Source organism: Paraburkholderia rhynchosiae (genome assembly GCF_002879865.1).
Lineage (GTDB): Bacteria > Pseudomonadota > Gammaproteobacteria > Burkholderiales > Burkholderiaceae > Paraburkholderia > Paraburkholderia rhynchosiae.
This window is the reverse complement of the sequence record NZ_PNXY01000016.1, coordinates 1-18,435: the sequence shown is the minus strand read 5'-3', so window position 1 is coordinate 18,435 and position 18,435 is coordinate 1. Positions and strand designations below refer to the sequence as shown.

Sequence of the window (18,435 nt, the reverse complement as noted above, 5' to 3'; positions counted from 1 at the left end):
GCGCTCAGATGTGGACCTCGTCGCGAAGATCGTTCCAGATCTGCCGCGAAAGTTCGATAAAGCGGGGGGAATAGCGCGCTTCCGCGACATCACGCGGGCGCGGCAGGTCGATTTCGTACGACGTCTTGACGGTCGCCGGTCCGGACGTCAGCACGAATACCTTGTCCGCGAGCGCGATGGCCTCCTCGATATCGTGCGTGACGAACACCACCGATGCGCCATTCACGCTCCAGAGATGCAGCAACTCGTCCTGCATCAGCATGCGTGTCTGGACGTCGAGCGCCGAGAACGGCTCGTCCATCAGCAGAATCTCAGGTTCGTTGATGAAGGTCTGAGCCAGCGCCACGCGCTTGCGCATGCCGCCGGAGAGCTGGTGCGGATAGTGGCGTTCGAAACGAACCAGACCGACGCGGCGAATCCATTCCATCGCGCGCTCGTAGGCCTGCGCCTTGTTCTCGCCGCGGTACAGCGGACCGGCCGCGATGTTATCGAGCACGCTCTTCCATGGGAACACCGCGTCGGACTGGAACACGAAACCGATGCGAGGATCGATGCCGGTGATCGGCTTGCCCCAGATCCTGACCGCCCCGGCGCTCGGCGCGGCAAGGCCAGTGATCAGACTGAGCGTTGTGGACTTGCCGCAGCCGGTCGGGCCGACAACGGCGCAGAACTCGCCCTTCGCAACGCACATGCTGAAGTTCTGCAGCGCCATGATCGCTTTACCCTCCGGGCTGACGAAGCGGCGGCTGACACGATCGAGTTCAATCGCAGGAACGTCGTTCGACGCAGCGGCGGGATACGGCATGATTGCCTGGGAGGCTGTCATTGGATTGCCACCTTTAGGAGATTGGCTTCGACGAAACGCCTGCGACGGCTCGCTGCCGGGCCATCACGCGGCGCGGCTACTTGACCTGCGCGGCGTTGACGAACTCGGTGGTGAACGTCTTCGACAGGTCGATCTTGTGCCCCATCACAGCTCTATCAAACGAGCCGAGCACCTTAAGCACAGTGGGCGGCCCCGATTCCGGCATGCGGCCGTCGGCGATGAACGACACCTTGCCGTTGGCGAGCGCCTTCATGTATGACGCGCGGTCCCCAGCGTAGTAGTCGGCGGGCATCTGGGCGGTAATCTCCTCGGCGCTGTGCGTATTGATATAGCGGAGTGTCTTGACGAACGCGTTCGCGAGTTTCTGCACCGTCGCCTTATGCGCCTGCACCCAGTCGTTCTGCATGTACAGGCTGGCCGCCGGGTACAGGCCGCCGAGCCACTTCTGCGTGCTCTCAGGCGAGCGCAGGTCGACCAGCACCTTCGCGTCGCCGGTGTTGATGAGGCGCGAGACCGTCGGTTCGGTCGTCATGCCGCCGTCGATCTTGCCCTGCTTGATCGCCGCGATGAACGTGTTGCCCGCGCCGACCGGCAGCGACGTCATCTCCGACGTCTTCACGCCGTGCGATACGCCGAGGTATTGTGTGAGGAAGTTGGTCGACGAGCCGAGCCCGGTCACGCCGAGCGTCAAGCCGCGGAAGTCGGCGGGCGACTTGACCTTGTCGGCGAGCTTCGACGAGATCAATTCGACTTCGCCGGGCGTGTGGCTGAACTGTACGACGGACTCGATGTACTTGCCTTTGGACTGCAGGTCGATCGTGTGGTCGTAGAAGCCGACGACGCCCTGCACGGTGCCGGCAACTAGCTCGTTCTCGGCATCGACGCCCGCTGCCTCGTTGATGAGTTCGACGTCGAGGCCCTGCTCCTTGAAATAGCCGAGCCGCTCGGCGAGCTTGGCCGGCAGATAGATCTGCTTTTCCATGCCGCCGACCATCAGGGTGAGTTTCTCGGCGGCATGCGCGGCCGGAACCAGGGTGCCGAGCACCAGCGCGCCAGCGGCGATGCGCAGGACAGTGTGTTTCATGGGATGTCTCCTCCGGTTTCGATAGGTATGGGTGCCGTTTTCCAGGTGGCTTTCGTGCGGTGTCCCGTATCGGGACAGGTGGGCTCATGGAACGGTTTCAGTTATACGGAGCAACCTTAAAGTCAGGCTGAACGGAAGATAAATCTCTATTCAGGGACAACCGGCGCCGCCTGCGGCATGCGCGGGGACGGATTCGCGCAACGCCTACCTGAGCTTCGCCAACTCTTCGCGCACCTCTGCCGCGCTCAACGGGAAGTACGCCGAATAGCGCACCGGTTCCTGGCCGTCGCGGCTGAGGATGTAGCGCAGGAACGCTTTCACCGGCGGCGTGAGCGGGCGATTCAGGCGGATATACATGTAGCGCGTGAGCGGGTACCTGCCGCTCGCCGCGTTGTCTGCATCAAGCGCATAGAACGGCTCGCCCGCGCGGCGCGCCACCGTCAGTGTCTTGAGTCCGGGGCCGCCTTCCTCGAGCCCGCCGAAGCCGAGCGCGCCCGGATCCGCAGCGATCGCGCGCGCGGTGTCATCGATCGATCCTTCATGTACGGCGTTATTCCACGCACCGCCTGCCAGCACCATGATCTGCATCGACATCGCATTGGGCGCGACGCGCGGCGGGATATAGATTGTTATTGGACGGTCTGCCCAATCCCCGGTCAGGCCAAGCTGGCCCCACCGCGTGACGCCCGGGTTGCGGCGCAGGATCGACGCCAGCTGCGCAAGCGTGATGCCTTTGAGCGGATTGTCCGGATGCACGAAGATCGCCTGCGCCGTGGTCCGCTGCGGCGTGTTGAAGCCGCCGCGCGCGACACGAATTTCGAGTGGCGCCGCGTGGCGGATCTGCGCATAGACAGCCCGCTCGTCCGGCCAGAGTTCGCGGCCCATCGGCGCCATGGCGGTGTCGCCCGCGAGCAGCGCGTGGAACCCGTTCAACGTGCCAAGGTGTTCCCATCGGTCGCCCTTGCGGACGGCGGGCTGGACCTGCGTGAAGCCGTCGATCCAGGCGTCCATCAGCGACTTCATCCCGTCGCTGCCGACACTGTCAATCGCGCCGTGCAGGCCGGCCACGGGACGATAGACGGCCAGATGCGCGTCGAGCGGCGGCAAGAAGCCGCCGAGCTTCGCGCGTTCATGCGCGGCCTGTGCGGCGGTGAGCAGCGCGAAGCGTTTCTGCGCGGCGACGATCGCCTGGCCCTCGTCGCTTAACGCAAACGCGAGGAACGCGCTGATTTTGGGCGGCAGCGGCGCACCTGGACGCCGATTCACGGTGAGATAGGCCGCCTGCCCGTGGAGGCTTGCGACGCGAACCAGCAGCGGCGATTTCATCATGTCGCCCGCGAACTGGTGCGCGTACGGTTGCAACTCCGTCGGCAACGGCTCACGCGCGAGCGGTGCGATATCGGCGTCGCCGAACATCAATGCGCCGAATGCGGTCGCACTGCCGGCGTGCCGCCAATGCGGCCCGCGATGGATGCCCGGCTGGCGTCGCTCGAATGCGGCGAGCCATGCATCGAGCAGCGGCCCCATCGCGTCGTCGCCGACGCTGCTGAGGGTGCCGCTAAGCTCCGGGAGCGAGTGATAGACCGGCAAGCCTGCGACGGCATCGGCCGTCTGCGCGACGCACGGCGTCATGAGCGCCAGGCAGGCGGCAAGCAGGAGGCCGATTCCGGCACCGCGTCGGCGCGCCAACGGCGAGCATGCATGCTGCGAACGCAATGGCAGGAACGAGCGCGACAGGGGCGGCATCGATGACGATGCACGCCGCAACGGACAATCGAAAACAGGCACGTGGGTCTCCTGCCGAACGTGGAGAAGGACGCGCAGCGGGCCGGCTTCCTGTCAGAAACACCGCACCGCCGTCGCGCCGGGAAAGGCTGCCCCACAGTACGGCGGCACACTGAACCGAAGCTGAACCGATGCTGAAAAGTCATTCATGCTCGATGGGCCGTTTCATGAATGAATTTTCAGGATCTCTTCAGATTGCGTTCACTCGGCGACACTATCGTTGGATACGTGGCATGGATGCAGCGCTGCTCGCCGGGACACGCGCCGAGCGGCACGCTCCCCGCGCTTCGGCTTTTCGCGAGAACTGCCTCACAATGGGACGGTCGCGGAATCACGCGCGCTTTGAATAAAAGAGGAGACCACTCGTGAATCGAAACGAATCCAGTCGCGATGCAAGCTGGCACAAGTCGCACCGCCGCTCGCGCCGTTTGGTCATTGCCGCTGCGGCAGCGTCGATCTGGACGGTGGGCGCCGCATGCGCCGACGCTCCGTCCACGCCGATGGTCGAGTGGCTCGCGCCCCCGCTCGAGACGGTGACACCCCAAACGAAGGAACAAGCCGACGAAGGAATGAAGGTCGGACGCGCCCTGACCGAGCCAGAAGTCCTGCAACCGCGCCTCGACCCGGCGCTGCCCGACTTCCGGCCCCGCACCGACACCAAGCTCGCCGCCACATTCAGCGGCGCGGCTTCCGACGTGCTGCCGTCGCTCGTCAACCGGTGGATCGAAGGCTTCAAGCAGTATTATCCGAATGTCAACATCCGTATTGCTCCGCCGTACGCAGGCAGCGTCGGCGCGAAGGAATTGCTCAAGGAGAAGCTCGACTTCGTGTTCGTGTCGCGCGAGCTCAAGCCAGATGACGTCACCGAATTCAATGCCAAGTTCGGGTACGATCCGCTCAGCGTGCCGATCTCCGGCGGCTCCTACCGGCATTTTGGCTTCCTCGACGCAATCGGTTTTTTCGTCAACAAGGACAATCCGCTCGAAAAGCTCAGCTACGAGCAGATCGACGCGCTCTTTTCGCGCACGCACTTGCGCGGCGGCAAGCCGATCAGGACCTGGGGCGACCTCGGGCTCACCGGGGAATGGGCAGACAAGCCGGTGCATGCCTACGCGATCAAGCCATGGAACGGGTTCGAGGAGTTCATCCGGCAACGCGTGCTGAGCGTCAACGGCGAGCGCGGCGAGTGGCGTGACGACATACATTACGACAAGCTCGTGTTCCCGCTCGCGAAAAACGTCGCCGACGATCGCTACGGCATCGGATTCTCGGGCATTGCTTATATCGACGCGCCCGTGAAAATGTTGCCGCTCGCCGCTTCGTGCAACGGTCCATACGTCGCACCGACGTACGAAAACGTCGCGCTGGCGACCTATCCGCTGAGCCGGCTGATCTACTTCAACACCAACAAGGCGCCCGGCAAGCCGCTGAACCCGGCTATCGCCGAATTCCTGCGCTATGTGCTGAGCAAGCAGGGGCAGCAAGCGGTGATCGATCACGCAATGTACGTGCCGCTGCGCGCGCCGCAGGCGGAAAGCTCGCGCGCGATGTCTGCGAACTGACTGCCCGCCGCCCGTCTCTCCCTCGCCAACCCGGCGCCGTCCGCCTCCCCGCGCATGTGCGCCGGGCGGCGCCGACTCCAGGAGTGTCCACATGCACCGACCCATCCGCGCCGCGACGGCGGCGCTTTTGCTCGCGTCGGCTGGTTGCGCTGCATTCGCCGCGACGACCGCCATCACCGCTGCCCCCTCCGCTCAGCAGCTCGTCGATACCACGCTGGCCGCGCACCCCGAGCTGACGGTCCTCGCACTGCACGTCACCCCGCCCACAGAGAGCGACAACGTCATCATCGCGTCGAACATCGGCCGTATCGGCAAGCGCGCCGATGCGGATGATCTGGCCGTGCTCGAGAGCGGCCAGCCCCGCGTGGAGCTGACGAGAACCGGTGATCTGTCGGTCGAGCTACCGATGCGCGACGTGACCGGCAAGACGATCGGAGTCATCGGCTCAACGTTCCACTTTGCGCACGGCGTCAAGCGCGATGTGATCGTGCACGAGGCCGAGCGCGTGCGCGACGAGCTGGCGCGGCGCACGCCATCGCTCGCGGCGCTGTTTGAACCCACGCACTAGCTGTCGTCGCCCGTCTGAAAATCCGTTAAGGAAACCTTCAGGTCGAGTTTAGGTTGATGGTCCACCATCGAATCACCCCGCCGAGGGTGAACTCACGAATTGTGTTCAATCAGGAGACGCACATGAACAAGACTCAGAAGGCTGGCCGGATGCGCAGGTCAGTGGCGGCATCGGCCGCCGCAGCGATCGGCATTGCAACGCTGGGCGCGCTGAGCTCCCCGCCGGCATTCGCGCTGAAGTACGCGGCCGTCGAGCATCACCTCAAAGTCGACCCGTCAATCCCGGTCTGGCATCCGGGTGAAGTTCAGTCCGTGCCGGAGGAAGAGCTGCGTCTCGTCGGCGCCGATGTGATGGATGAAATCACGCTGGGATGGATCAAGCAATACCGCCAGGCCTACCCGCGCCTGAGCGTCACGATGGAAGCGAAGGCGTCCGGTGCCGGCGGCCCGGCGCTGACCAACGGCACCGGGGACCTCGCGCCGGTCGGTCGCGAATTGCTTCCGGCCGAGGAGAAAGCCTTCGTCGACAAGTTCGGCTACAAGCCGTTCGCCATTCGCGTCGCGACGGGAAGTGTCGGGTCGCTCGGCAAGACGGCGACGTCGGTTGTGTTGGTCGACAGGGACAATCCGATCAAGGGATTGACGATGGCCCAGCTCGACGCGATCTATTCGAAGACGCGCAATCGAGGACACGCCGATATCACCAGGTGGGGCGACTTGGGACTCGGCGGCGAATGGGCCGACCGGCCAATTCATCTCTACGGTCTGAAGCCGGTCAACGGCATCGAATACTTCCTCAAGCTGAACCTGCTGGAAGGCGGCGAATACAAGGACGACATCCAGTTCGTCAAGGGCAAGGGCTTCACGCATGCCTTCACGGTGGCCGCGGAGGACATGGCGACGCATCCGGGCGGGCTCACGTATGCGCTGCTGGCCAACGTGACGCCGAACGTAAAGGTCGTGCCGCTCGCGGCCAGCGAAGGCGGACCCTTCCTCGCGCCCACGCTGCAGAACGTGTACACGCACAGGTATCCGCTCTCACGCTATGTGTACATCTTCGTGAACAAGAAGCCCGGCGAGCCGCTGCAGCCGAAGATCAAGGAGTTCCTGAAACTGGTATTGAGCCGGCAGGGACAGGACGTGGTCGCGAAAGAAGGCGTCTATATCCCGTTGACCCCGGCCGTCGTCAATGAAGAGCTCGCGAAGCTCGATCAGGCGGATTGACTCCGCGACGCGCCGGCCTCGCCATTTCAGCCTGAATTTGCGTTCAGAACGCGCTAACGCTCGTTCAATCTGGCGAGCCTACATTCGACTCGCACCTGCTTCCATGATGCCCATCGGGCAAAGAGAGGAGAGACATGAAGACCCTGACCAAAACCCTGCTCGCCGTGACGCTCGGCGTCCTGTCGGCTTCCGCGTCGTACGTGGCGGATGCTGCCACCGCCGCGCCCGAACCGCACGCGAGGAACTGGACGCCGCCGAGCGCGAAGATCTACGCGCAGAAGATGTCCGAGCAGATCATGAGCCAGCATCCCGAGCTGCTCAGCGTGACCTTGCACGGCGTTCCGCCGGGTATGCGCGACGCGTACACGATGTTCGCCGGGTCCTACCTCGAGCGCATCGGCAATGCCGACGATCCGGACGATATCGACATCTCTAAAAAGGGCATCACGATCGTCGACCCGCGCTGGCATCGCCCCAACGACACGGTCAAGAAGTTCGTGATGATGCTGCCGCTGCGCGACGCGAGCGGCCAGAACGTCGGCGAGATCGTGCTTGCGTACAAGAACGACGGCGCCAATGCAAAGGGCGAAACCGCCTTCTTCCTCGCATCGACGCGCCTGCGGGACGAACTTCAGCAGCAGATCCCGACCTACGCCGCATTGTTCGAGCCCGCGAAGTAGTCGCGCGCTCGCCTCGCCGAGCGCTTTCGCTGCGTCGTCCCGATGTGCCGGGGGACGACGCAGCATTCATCGAGCCATCCCATCCAGGAGTCTGACCATGCGTTTGCGAATTTGCGCGATCGTATCGCTGATGACGCTTTCGGCGCTGTGCGCGACGCTGCCGCAAACCGCTTGCGCAGCGGCGCCCGCGGTCGATGCGCGCAGCCCGGCGGGCGCGCCTCTGCGGCTGATCGGCAGCACGGCGCTGCCGGACTACCAAGGCGATTTCGACCACTTCGCCGCCGACGTTGGCGGCGGGCGCTTATTTCTCGCGGGCGAAGACGGTGCCACACTCGAAGTATTCGATCTGGGCAGCGGCAAGCATCTGCGCACCGTCAAAGGTTTCGACCAGCCCCACGCGATCTTGTACCTGCCGGACCTGAACCGTCTGATCGTCACCGACAGCGGCGCCGGCATGACGCGCATCGTCGATGGCGCAAGCTATCGCGTCATCGGCTCGATCCCGCTCACCGTGGGTGCGGACTCGATGCGCTATGACCCGTCGCGCCGTCACCTGTATGTCGTCACGGGCGGCAAGAACGCCGAGCCCAGGATGACGCAGACGATTGTCTCGGAGGTCGATCCGCGCACCGGCCGCCGCGTCGGCGACGTGAGGTTCGACACCGACTTTACCGAAGCGATGGCGGCCGAGCAGCGCGGCCATCGTCTGTTCGTCAACGTCACGGGCAAGAGCACGCTCGCCGTCGTCGACAAGGCGACGCGCCAGGTGATTGCAAACTGGCCGATCCATGGCGCCGAGCTGAATGCGCCGATGGCATTCGATGAGACACATCAGCGCCTCTTTGTCGGCACGCGCAAGCCGTTCAAGCTGCTTGTGCTGGACGCGGTGAACGGCAACACGATCGCGACGTTCGACGCGCCGCAGCGCACGAACGAGGTGATCTTCGACGAAGTCAACCAACGCATCTACCTGGCCGGCGATAACTATCTGGGCGTGATCCAGCAGAAGGATCCCGGTCATTATCAGGAAATCGCACGCGTGCCGACGGCCAGGGGCGCCAAGACGGCGCTTCTGGTGCCTGCGCGCCACTGCCTGTATGTCGCGGTCTCGCCTGGCGAATCAGGCGCTGGCGGAAGGCTGCTGCGCTTCGATGTGTTGCCTGGCACTGGCGTGAAGACGCCTGCCGCAAAGTAAGTGCTTGCCGCAGCTCGTCCAAATCCCCGCGCTCCGGTCCGGGGTACATTGAAGTATCTCTACCGCGCCGTCGACAAGACCGGCAACACCGTTGACTTCCAGCTGCGAGCCAATCGGGACAAGGAAGCGGCCCGACGGTACTTCGAGCAATTCTACTCGTTGGTAATGTAAGCAATCCTTATCATATCGCTATCATTCGCCGACATCGCCTTACCGCGACAGAACCGAGAACCATGTAAGCAAGCGAAGTTCATTGCTTATACTTCAGGAGACATTTCCATGCAAATCACCGGTATGTTGCACGGCGCGCGCCTGCTGCAATTCGTCGGATTTCCGGCCAGCGAAATTTTGGGTCCGGGCGCTAGCGAAGAGGAAGTCAAGGCGCTGATCGACCGTCACAGCCAGATCTTCATCAAGCCCGTCTTCAAGGGCGGAGTCGGCAAGAAAGGCAAGGCAGGTTTGCTTGGCCGCGCGACCGACCTGAAGACCGCGCTCGCGGAAAAGGAGCGGCTTTACTTCGCCGAGCATACCGTCGGCCACATCAAGGCGAAGGCGAATGGCGTAACGTTCGAAGCCGGTGTGCCGGCCACGCACGAAGTCTACTTCTCGATCACGGATTCCACCCGCTTTCGTGCGCCGACGATGACGCTTTCGCACGTGGGCGGTATGGACATCGAGGAGGTCGACCCGAAGCAGGTGGCGATGGTGCCGTTCGATGCGCTAACCGGGCTAAAGGCGTTCGTCGTAGCGAATGCACTGAGCGAGATCGGCGCGCCGAAGGAGATCATTTCGCCCCTCGTGCAGCAGTTGCCGAAACTCTGGGAACTCTTTCACGACTTCGGCATGACGACGCTCGAGTTGAATCCGATCCGCATGCGCGAGGACAGGCACGGTCGCCTTACGCCGGTTGCGTGCGACTTCAAGTGCGGCTTCGATCGCGACGATCCGCGCTGGGCGCGTCTTGGCCTGCCGCCTCATCTGTTCGCCGCCGATTACTCCGATTTCGAGCAGGAGATCAACCAGCTTCGCACCCATCAGGGCCAGAGCGATGTGTACGTCATCAACGATAACGGAACGATCCTCGCCCCGACCTTCGGCGGCGGCGCCAACTCGCTCGTCACCGAAATGCTCGGCGACGCCGCGATCATCTCGTCGGATTTCGGCGGCAATCCGCCTTACGCCAAGATGAAGGAAGTGGCGCGCATCTGTTTCAGGCACTGGATCGAACAGGCGAACGTGCTTTTCATCATTGGCGGCAAGTCCAATAACACGGACATCTACGAGACGCTGTGCGCCATGGCCGACGCCCTGCGCGAGCACTTCAGCAAGCACGGACCGACGCCGCTCTATGTCGTGCTGGGCCGTGGAGGTCCGAACCTCGTGCGGGGCATGTCGGCGCTGAGGGACACATGCGACTCGCTGGGCCTGCCTTATCGGCTGTTCGGCTTCGACTCTGACATCAGCGAAGTGATTCAGTACGCACGCCAGGCGGATGCCTGGATGCGCGCCGGCGGCCGCGCCCAGATCGCAGCAAGGATCGGCGCGTCGGCGACGCAAACCGAAATGGCTCGTGCCTGAGGAGATCGACATGTACAAGCAAGGCAGCAATACGTTCAAGTATTTCGTCGGCATCAATTCGCTCGCGCAGATCGCCACGCGCGAGGATCGCGTGTGCGTGCTCAACATCCTGGGCGGTGAATCGTCGGACGTGACGCCCGTGAGTCACGCATTCTCGGGCGGTAACGTCGTATTCGGCACGGCGCCGGGCAAGTGCGGTCAAGTGCTCGCGACGCCGGCCGGCGATATCCCCGTCTACAACAACGTCCGCGAGGGGCTGCAGGCGGGACACCGGTTCAACTGCGGCGTCGTTTACCTGCCGCCGTCCGCAGCCCGCGATGGCGTCGCTGAACTGATTCGCGTGAATCCCGAGCTGCGGAAAATTTTCATCATCACCGAGAAGATCGCGGTCCACGACGCCCGCGAAATCCGCGCGATGGGCCAGCAGGCGGGCATCGACATCTTCGGCGCCAACGGCCTCGGCGTCGCAGATTCGTGGAATCGCGTGAGGATCGGCGGAGCGCTCGGCGGCGACAATCCTGACGATTCGCTGCGCAAGGGCTCGATCGCGATCTTCTCCAACTCCGGTGGCTTCAGCACGACGATTGCGCAATACCTGCGTATGGGTGGCTGGGGCACGTCAACGGTCATCTCGAGCGGCAAGGACGTCTATATCCACTATGCCGCGCCGGAATTCGCGTTCGCGCTCGCCAACGATGCGCGCAGCAAGGCCGCTGTGCTCTACTGCGAACCGGGTGGCTACTACGAGGCCGATGCGGTCTTCACGAAGCCGGTCGTCGCGTGCGTCGTGGGACGGTGGAAGAGCCGCCTCACGCGGGCAGTGGGACACGCCGGCGCGATGGCTGGCGGCGCCGACGATGCGCAAGCCAAGGAACGCTGGTTCATGCAGCAGTTCGGCGTCGAGCGCCTCTTCACGCCGGATGACCCATGCTGCACGACGAAAGGTGCCGTCGTGACGAACATCGCGTATATCCCCGCCGCACTGAGCGCCGTGATGTACGCCAACGCGACGATGCCCGATTTCGACTCGGAGGGCAGTCTCGCACTCAAGCCGTGGTTCGGCTCCGATCAGGGCATCGCGCTGCCGGACGGCCTCGCGATTCCGGTCGTGGAAGCTGTTGCGCCGTACAACGAGCAGGTCCATCAGGTCAATCGACAGATCGGCGTGATCGCTCCGCGCCAGGCGCTCAAGGACGCATCGGGCGCGTCGCAGATGGACGCGAAGACGCAGGCGAGCAGCCTGCACGGCGCGTCGATGCTGGAGGCGGCGACGCGTTCGCTCGAAGCGAACGTCGGCCTCGCCCTGCTGCACGAATTCGGCGGCGAGAACGACGAAAAACTCATCGATGTCGCGATCGCCGCATTCGTCAACCTGCACGGCAGGCCGGAACTCGCGGCGGCGCAGGCAGCACGCGAAGCCGGCAACGCCCCGAATGCAATTCTCGCGGCTGCGGCGTCGATCGTCGGGCCGAAACGTCAGCGCGCAGCGCGGGACGCGGCCAAGTGGCTGATCGATCGTTTTGCGGCCGCTGGTCTTGCCGACGCGCTGAACGAAGCCTTCGACGTCGCACGCATCGACACAAGCGGCTGTGGACAATTCTTCGCCGACTCTCGCGATCCGCTCGCCGAAGCAATGCTCGCGGGACTCGCCGCGCGCGGCGCGAAATCGGCGTTCGTCCGCTGGCTGACGTCGCAGACCGCTCACCCGACCGGCGACGCGGTGCTGGCCGCAATCACGACGACGCTGGCGTGGGGCCCGCTCATGCGCAAACGCATCTCGCGCGTGACCGCCGAAAGCCTGCCCTGGTGGAGCATGCTGTTCGGGACGCTGATCGGTGCATCGGCCGATGCGTCGCGGCATGGCCCGGACGGTTTCTGCGGCTTCTCCACCGACGAATTGCTGAACGAGCGCAGTCTCACCGAAATCGGCTTCGCCGCGCTGCTCAACGTGAAGCCCGGCCCCGACGACCTGTTCGCCTTCAGAACGCTCGTCGGCCTGCTGCTCACCAACGGTCCGGGCGCGATCTCGGCGCAGGGCGCGAAGGGCGCGGTATCCGCCGACGGTCCGGAAGGCCCCGAGCGCGTGCAGCTCAACAAGGCGCTTGTCGGCTTTCTCTCGCATACCGGCTACGCGCACGGCGGGAACGGGTACGAGGGCATCGCGTTCCTGATTGATACTTTCAAGGAAACCGCGCTGGACGATCCGTCGAAGCCCGGCCACGGTGTGGACCTGCGCTCGCTCGCCGAACGCTCCGTCGAGCGATACGCGCAGTACAAGGCGCGGCAGAAACATGTGGGCAGCCTCGACATTGCGAAGCTTCCGGGCGTGAACCATCCGGTGTTCAAGGACAGACCGGTCAACCACGACCCGCGCGAAGTGTTCATCGCCGACTTGAGCGAGAAGCGCGGTGAATACAACGTGTTCCATGCGTACTATCGCGAGCTGGTGCAGGCGTTGTTCGACGCAGGTGTCTCGCGCAACGTCTATTGCGTCAATGTCGATGCGGTGATCGCCGCATTGCTGCTGAAGATGCTGTGGCAGCCGCTGCGACGCGGTGAATTCAGCGAGTCCGATCTGGAGACTGCCGCGTTCACGATCTTCCTTTATCCGCGCATGCTCGGCTGCGCGGCGGAAATCGACGATCATCTCAACCGCGGACGCAACATGGACACGCGCACGCCCGCGTCCCACTGCCGCTTCGTGGCCTGAGCGCGAGTCTTACCGGCGCGGGGCAAGGCAACGACGTGGCAACTGTGCTTTAGGCAGTTGCGGGCTTTCCGCCCGCGTCCCTTGATAACCAGCCGACATCGATCGTTCCGAAGACAACGTTCGCTCGAATGCCGCATGCGGATCGCGTGATGCCGAGATCTTTGATAACCGGCAGCGCACACAGGAGCGTTTGGACTATCTGTCGCCGGCCGCTTTCACGCAGCCATAACTTGCACGACGCTTACGTCAAGGTGTGGGGCGTCATAGCCGACCTACAGGAGATTCCCCTGTTCGACGCCAGGCCACGCCAAGGCTTCCGTAAGCATCCGCTTCGCTGATCAATGGGAATGCTTACGACATAAACGACTAACGATCGGCGGGTTCAGCAGTCCTCCTAAGGGGATACTTCAATGAATCTGAGCCAGGCAAAAGCCGCGTTGTCGCAACTGGCCACGTGACGGCTATCGTAACCAGTCCGGATCGCAGCGTGTACATGTTCCGCGACTCCACCTACAGCACTGAAGTGCGCGCCGACGTTGGCTACTTCGATTCGAATACCGGCATCGCATGCTACGGCGATGGGAGCGGTGAGGCGCAGGATTGGTGCAAAAGCGGCGTGAATAAGAGGATGACGCAGCGGCCAAGGGACTTATGGATACCGCTGAACTGATCGACGTTCATGGTCAGAGCCTCCAATCGAAATCCTGCTGGCCGCGTGCATTGCGTATCACGAACACGAAATGGATGCCGCTCGCGCGATGGCCAGGAAGGCCCTGACGTACGTAAAACTACGCAGTCGCCCGGTCAACTGATGTTCACGCGGAGTCTGGCGCGCGCACCGCAAGCTGGGCGATTCGCGAGAAAGAGAGGGGGCGCGTTATCTGCGAGATATTCAATGATCGCGCGGTGGCCACCCTGAATACATCGAAATATGAGGCGGTTCCTATCCCGGGATACCTTCAGGGGTGAATCGCAAGCTCCGAAGCGAGGCCCAATGTCTACCCGAGACCTGATTGAGTCAGCCCGCGCGCTTGAGCGAGCAAGCGTTCCAACGTCCGCGCTGATTCATGCTGTCGCAGATTCTGCCGCGCGCTGTCTGGCAGCGGCTGCGGGAGGCCGCGTTGATATCGTGCTGCCGGGAATGGTTGTTATCTCGCGAGCCCCCAAAAAGCGCGCGACGCAAACAAAAAGGGACGAGCCATGAATGAACTGGTCAAGAAGACCAGCATTGAAAACACTCTGCACCAACGCGACGCCGGGACTCGATCACGGCTAACATGCAGGGATAGCTCCGGTCTCCATGTCCAACAACGGGGCGCGGAATGAATGCGCGGAACTGGTAGTCGCGGCCCGGGAGCGTAGTGATCGGATATTTGTCGCCAAAGACTGCTTCGATGTCGCCGCGGCGGCGCGCGCCTACCATCAGAGCGGTCCGGTCTTGGTCGCTCGCGACACGAAAAAGGAAGCTGTCCGAAAGGCAAATCCACATGATGAATCTCGGACTTCAATCGCGAGCCATTGCTCAAACTCACGCAGCGTTAGTGCGGCCGTCTTTTCGGACTGTCGCGCTTTGCGCCCTTTCGGGAACGATCCGGTCACCCTCCGCAGACCCCGCACCCGTTCCATGAAAGTCCGGTTCAGGCGCTCTATATGGCCACCGAAATGGGACGTCCCGCAGGCCGATACACGAGGTCAATGCCGTATTCGCGGCACCCGCTGCGAAGCGCCCTGCTTTTAAACTCGGCAGCGTTGCCGAGATGTAGAACTTCCTGAATTCCACGCCTCGGCGAATCCGCGTCCGCCTCTATCTTCGCAAGCCAAGGCTCCTTGCATAGTGCCGCTCTGGTCAGGAGCGATCCCACCGTTGCCGTCGTCGCCACGTACAGCGCGATGGTCAGCCACTGACGGCCGATCATCCGTCTGTCGTACTGGCTCACCAGCAGCACGCCCGCTTGTGTTTGGTCGACCTGAACGATCTCCAGGGGTACCTGGCAGCAGGCGACCTTCGTTACAGGCTGAAACGTCGCGTCCATGAAAAACCCGCGACGTCCCCGTGTAACGTGCGGGTTAGAAGGCAGCGCGAATTGCCAGGCCCGCGCTGCAAGCAGTGCGTGGAAATCTAGAAGCGGTGACGCAAGCCGACAGCCGCGGCGATCTGGTTACCGGTCGACGACGGCGCGAGCGTGTTGATCGCCGCCACGTTCGAACCGAAGTTGCCGAGTTCGCCCGATGCATGCTGATACACGCCTTCGACGTAGACGTCGGTACGCTTGCTCAGCGAGTAGTCGCCTTGCAGTGACACCGTATGCCACTTCGGATCGCCCGAGCCGTTAGCGCCCGACATCTTGCCGTCCGTGAACGTGTACGAAGCCGCGAGGCTCATGGCCGGCGTCAGCGCGTAACGGCCGTTTACCTCGTAGTTGTCCAGATGCAGGTTCGTGCCGGCGATGCCGGGCAGTGTCGCGCCGCCGACGTCGATGCCGGTGATGCCGTCCAGTTGCGTATGCGTGTACACGAAGCCCGCCGTTGCCGGACCGTACGAGTAGTTGATGCCCGCACCGAACGTGCGCTGCAGGTTAGCCGCGACCTGCGCGGTGCCGTCGCCCTGCGAGACCGCGCCGCTCAGATTCGAGCTGCCCGAGTTGTTCAGTTGCAGGTAAGCCGCTGCGACGCTCAGCGGGCCATTGTCATACGAAGCGCCCGCGCTCCACGCGCGATTGTTCGAGAACTGGCCGGCCGAATTGCTGAAGCCGTACAGCCCGCCGAACTTCAGGCCCGCGTAGTTCGCACTCGTGTACTTGACCGCGTTCTTGATCGAGAACGAGTTGTCCAGGTTGTCGTTATCGAACGGGTGGGCCGCGAGATTGTTGCCGTAGCCCGCGCCCGCCTCCGACAGCGGCGCGAGATAGTCGACGACCGAATCGTATTGACGGCCGAGCGTCAGCGTACCGAACTGGTCGCTCTTCAGGCCGACCAAAGCCTGGCGGTTGAACATGGTGTTGCCTTCGGAGAACTGGCCGTTGTTCAGATTGAAGCCGCTCTCCAACGTGAAGATGGCGTGCAGACCGCCGCCCAGGTCTTCGCTGCCGCGCAGGCCGAAGTACGTGTTCGACACCGAACCGCTACCTTGCTGCCAGTTGCTGTGGCCGCCCTGGTTGTTCGAATACACGAGGCCGGCGTCGAGCGTGCCGTACAACGTGACGCTGCTTTGTGCGTGTGCGTTGAGCGCAAACGCGCCCATGAGACCTGCTGCGATGAGGGTTCTTTTCATTTCATGACTCCAGGGACAATGCATCGAGAATCGCATTCGGTGCGGGCCGTCCATTGCGCTGATTGCGCCGGCCGCGTGACGATCCGTTGCGAAGTGTATTCCCCGTATTCGCTTATCCAATCGCGTGAATGGCGCAACAGTCATTTCCTGAATTCGCAACCAAGCGATTTAGGTGGCGTAAGTACACAAAAATAAAGGCGAAAACGCAATCGCGGGCGAATAAAGCGCCGCATTACAGCTTATGGTGCTGTTGCCCGCGCGCGACGGCTTTCAACCAGCCTTACTGCCAAAGTCCAAAAGAGGTTGCTGGATGAACCCGAATTCACAGCGATTCACGCAATAGAGTATTCGTCGCCTCGGGCGCTATCTAATTCGTCGCCAGTTTGGAAGTATTCTTACCGGCCAGAAAGCCGATTCTTCTATTTTATATGCGGCATTGGATCCGCTTTATTTGCGATTTTATAACGCTTAAATAGGTTCCGTTTAAGCGGTGAAATGGACTATTTCCGTGTGCGAAATGACAGCGAACACTTGTCCGTTCGTTAGAGCGCGGCGTTCGACGCGCCGGAGGCGGGTAGAATCGCATGCTCCAGATGTGTTTTAAGTCCAGCGAAAGTGAGCGGGCCTGTAATGACCGACCCCAACCCTTCCATCGTCCGACAAACCTGCTGATCCCACGACGGAAGGCATGTTGGCACCCGACAAACACGAGGCCGATCCACGGGAGCCCCCTCGCCTGCATCATCGCGATGGGCAAGGATAAAACCTGTTTCATTTTTTTGACGCCGCTCCGGTAGGTCGCCTCGACTAGCCTGATGCCATCCCGCTGCATTGTTCGCGGGACGACTTGAACCTTCTCGTCGATGGAATCAAAATGTGGCTTACAACGAAACCCCTGATCACCACCCTTCTTCTGATCGCCAGCGCGTCGGCAATGGCCTCCCCGGGACTCACACAACAGCAATGCAACGACTACCCTTTCGTGCAGTTGAAAGGCGAAGTGACGCACAAGCAATTGATGCGGGAATTGAATGAGTTGGAAGCGGTCGGTTACAACCCCGACGACGCCAACACCTACCCGGACGATCTGGACCACGCGCAACAGAAGTTGCAAGCCGAGTATCGCGCGGACTGTGTCCCGGCTGCAGGGCAGCACTCCGCCAGCGCAGCGCAGACGTCGGCCGGTGCAGCACCCGCGCAAGCGGCGGGTCAGCCGGCTGGTTGACGCGCGTTCGATGCCGGGGCGCACGTCGGGTAGTTCAACAATGTGATCGAGCGGGATATGAAGAACGTAACGGGCAGTATCTGGGTGTCGATGTCCGCGGTCGTGGCAGCGCTAATGATCGGTGCGACGGGCGTTGCGCATGCTCAGCCGCCAGGCGACGCCGGGGGCAGCGTGAGCGGCGCGGGCGCCGCGGCGGCAACCAGTGTGGGCACGGGGGCCGGCGCCAGCCCAATTGCGGGCCTGGGAACCTCGGTCTCCGCAACAAGAGGCATCGGCTGGGGGCCGGCGCTCAACAACATGCGGGCGAACGGCACGAGCCTGTATATGAACCCCGATCCACGCGCGCCAAATGTGACCGGCAGGGCCACGCCACCTCGATAGACCCGGTCTGGCTACGCGATGCAGTTTGTTGGCGGGTCGTAGAACTCGCGGAACGAATATTGATCTATGGCGCCTGCGATCTGGTCGCAGTCGCGGCGGCGCGTACGTCATAGGGAGCCGTGACGGTGCGAAACTATCTGCTCGAGATGATGGCGCAGAAACCTGGGCGGCGCGTTAAGGAAGGTCTGCAGAAGTCGTTTTCGGAGCGATGATCTTCCATATCCATCGCAGCCTGAAGGTTGATAACATTTTTGGTGCGGAGATCGCCTAGTACTGCCACCTGTCAGGGGCTGTGCCGGCGAAACATATGGCGACACCGGCCATATTTCAAGATTTTCGCAAAGCTC

15 protein-coding genes and 1 pseudogene are annotated in these 18,435 nt (G+C 62.7%); 11 read left to right on the top strand and 5 right to left on the bottom strand.

Features of this window, described 5'->3' with window-relative positions; all coding sequences use genetic code 11:
* Positions 1-4: 4 nt before the first annotated feature.
* The 3 genes from C0Z16_RS21765 to C0Z16_RS21755 form a co-directional block, all read right to left on the bottom strand.
* Positions 5-826 (bottom strand): ABC transporter ATP-binding protein, encoded by an 822-nt coding sequence (locus C0Z16_RS21765; protein WP_407070689.1) that lies wholly within the window; start codon positions 824-826, stop codon positions 5-7.
* A 76-nt stretch (positions 827-902) separates the two neighbouring features.
* Positions 903-1,910, bottom strand: a complete 1,008-nt coding sequence (locus C0Z16_RS21760; protein ID WP_102634162.1) for an ABC transporter substrate-binding protein — start codon at positions 1,908-1,910, stop codon at positions 903-905.
* A 204-nt stretch (positions 1,911-2,114) separates the two neighbouring features.
* Complete coding sequence (locus C0Z16_RS21755) at positions 2,115-3,698, bottom strand: substrate-binding domain-containing protein (RefSeq protein WP_244201304.1); 1,584 nt, start codon at positions 3,696-3,698, stop codon at positions 2,115-2,117.
* Positions 3,699-4,060: 362 nt separating this feature from the next.
* Between C0Z16_RS21755 and C0Z16_RS21750 the strand changes: the two genes are divergently transcribed.
* From C0Z16_RS21750 to C0Z16_RS37815, 9 genes and pseudogenes are all read left to right on the top strand, one after another.
* Positions 4,061-5,257: a PstS family phosphate ABC transporter substrate-binding protein gene (locus tag C0Z16_RS21750; RefSeq protein WP_102634161.1), complete on the top strand. Its 1,197-nt coding sequence runs from the start codon at positions 4,061-4,063 to the stop codon at positions 5,255-5,257.
* A gap of 91 nt (positions 5,258-5,348) precedes the next feature.
* Entirely contained in the window at positions 5,349-5,825 is a 477-nt protein-coding gene (locus C0Z16_RS21745) for a hypothetical protein (protein ID WP_102634160.1), read from the top strand.
* A gap of 122 nt (positions 5,826-5,947) precedes the next feature.
* Positions 5,948-7,048: a PstS family phosphate ABC transporter substrate-binding protein gene (locus C0Z16_RS21740; RefSeq protein ID WP_102634159.1), complete on the top strand. Its 1,101-nt coding sequence runs from the start codon at positions 5,948-5,950 to the stop codon at positions 7,046-7,048.
* 134 nt (positions 7,049-7,182) lie between these two features.
* Entirely contained in the window at positions 7,183-7,728 is a 546-nt protein-coding gene (locus C0Z16_RS21735) for a hypothetical protein (protein WP_102634158.1), read from the top strand.
* 97 nt (positions 7,729-7,825) lie between these two features.
* Entirely contained in the window at positions 7,826-8,923 is a 1,098-nt protein-coding gene (locus tag C0Z16_RS21730; protein WP_102634157.1) for a YncE family protein, read from the top strand.
* 36 nt (positions 8,924-8,959) lie between these two features.
* Positions 8,960-9,073 (top strand): annotated as a pseudogene (locus C0Z16_RS21725) (DDE-type integrase/transposase/recombinase); the annotation flags it as partial.
* 129 nt (positions 9,074-9,202) lie between these two features.
* Positions 9,203-10,501, top strand: coding sequence for an ATP citrate lyase citrate-binding domain-containing protein (locus tag C0Z16_RS21720; RefSeq protein ID WP_102634156.1), 1,299 nt, complete (start codon positions 9,203-9,205; stop codon positions 10,499-10,501).
* Between the two features lie 10 nt (positions 10,502-10,511).
* Positions 10,512-13,211 (top strand): CoA-binding protein, encoded by a 2,700-nt coding sequence (locus C0Z16_RS21715; protein ID WP_102634155.1) that lies wholly within the window; start codon positions 10,512-10,514, stop codon positions 13,209-13,211.
* Between the two features lie 493 nt (positions 13,212-13,704).
* Positions 13,705-13,881 (top strand): hypothetical protein, encoded by a 177-nt coding sequence (locus C0Z16_RS37815; RefSeq protein WP_158244507.1) that lies wholly within the window; start codon positions 13,705-13,707, stop codon positions 13,879-13,881.
* A gap of 976 nt (positions 13,882-14,857) precedes the next feature.
* On the opposite strand, the gene C0Z16_RS38220 is transcribed toward C0Z16_RS37815, so the two are convergent.
* Positions 14,858-15,244, bottom strand: a complete 387-nt coding sequence (locus C0Z16_RS38220; protein WP_244201303.1) for a transposase family protein — start codon at positions 15,242-15,244, stop codon at positions 14,858-14,860.
* Positions 15,245-15,330: 86 nt separating this feature from the next.
* Positions 15,331-16,482, bottom strand: a complete 1,152-nt coding sequence (locus C0Z16_RS21705) for a porin (RefSeq protein ID WP_102634154.1) — start codon at positions 16,480-16,482, stop codon at positions 15,331-15,333.
* Positions 16,483-17,329: 847 nt separating this feature from the next.
* Between C0Z16_RS21705 and C0Z16_RS21700 the strand changes: the two genes are divergently transcribed.
* Both C0Z16_RS21700 and C0Z16_RS21695 read left to right on the top strand, forming a co-directional pair.
* On the top strand, positions 17,330-17,707 hold the full coding sequence (locus C0Z16_RS21700) for a DUF4148 domain-containing protein (RefSeq protein WP_407070688.1): 378 nt from the start codon (positions 17,330-17,332) through the stop codon (positions 17,705-17,707).
* A 57-nt stretch (positions 17,708-17,764) separates the two neighbouring features.
* A complete protein-coding gene (locus tag C0Z16_RS21695; protein ID WP_102634152.1) occupies positions 17,765-18,088 on the top strand; it encodes a hypothetical protein in 324 nt (107 codons plus the stop codon).
* The last annotated feature ends 347 nt before the right edge of the window (positions 18,089-18,435 follow it).

What these genes read in the sequence shown, in the direction of transcription:
- C0Z16_RS21765 (WP_407070689.1), bottom strand. Translation starts at nt 826, where the DNA reads ATGACAGCCTCCCAGGCAATCATGCCGTATCCCGCCGCTGCGTCGAAC.
- C0Z16_RS21760 (WP_102634162.1), bottom strand. Translation starts at nt 1,910, where the DNA reads ATGAAACACACTGTCCTGCGCATCGCCGCTGGCGCGCTGGTGCTCGGC.
- C0Z16_RS21745 (WP_102634160.1), top strand. Translation starts at nt 5,349, where the DNA reads ATGCACCGACCCATCCGCGCCGCGACGGCGGCGCTTTTGCTCGCGTCG.
- C0Z16_RS21740 (WP_102634159.1), top strand. Translation starts at nt 5,948, where the DNA reads ATGAACAAGACTCAGAAGGCTGGCCGGATGCGCAGGTCAGTGGCGGCA.
- C0Z16_RS21735 (WP_102634158.1), top strand. Translation starts at nt 7,183, where the DNA reads ATGAAGACCCTGACCAAAACCCTGCTCGCCGTGACGCTCGGCGTCCTG.
- C0Z16_RS21730 (WP_102634157.1), top strand. Translation starts at nt 7,826, where the DNA reads ATGCGTTTGCGAATTTGCGCGATCGTATCGCTGATGACGCTTTCGGCG.
- C0Z16_RS21720 (WP_102634156.1), top strand. Translation starts at nt 9,203, where the DNA reads ATGCAAATCACCGGTATGTTGCACGGCGCGCGCCTGCTGCAATTCGTC.
- C0Z16_RS21715 (WP_102634155.1), top strand. Translation starts at nt 10,512, where the DNA reads ATGTACAAGCAAGGCAGCAATACGTTCAAGTATTTCGTCGGCATCAAT.
- C0Z16_RS37815 (WP_158244507.1), top strand. Translation starts at nt 13,705, where the DNA reads ATGTTCCGCGACTCCACCTACAGCACTGAAGTGCGCGCCGACGTTGGC.
- C0Z16_RS38220 (WP_244201303.1), bottom strand. Translation starts at nt 15,244, where the DNA reads ATGGACGCGACGTTTCAGCCTGTAACGAAGGTCGCCTGCTGCCAGGTA.
- C0Z16_RS21705 (WP_102634154.1), bottom strand. Translation starts at nt 16,482, where the DNA reads ATGAAAAGAACCCTCATCGCAGCAGGTCTCATGGGCGCGTTTGCGCTC.
- C0Z16_RS21695 (WP_102634152.1), top strand. Translation starts at nt 17,765, where the DNA reads ATGAAGAACGTAACGGGCAGTATCTGGGTGTCGATGTCCGCGGTCGTG.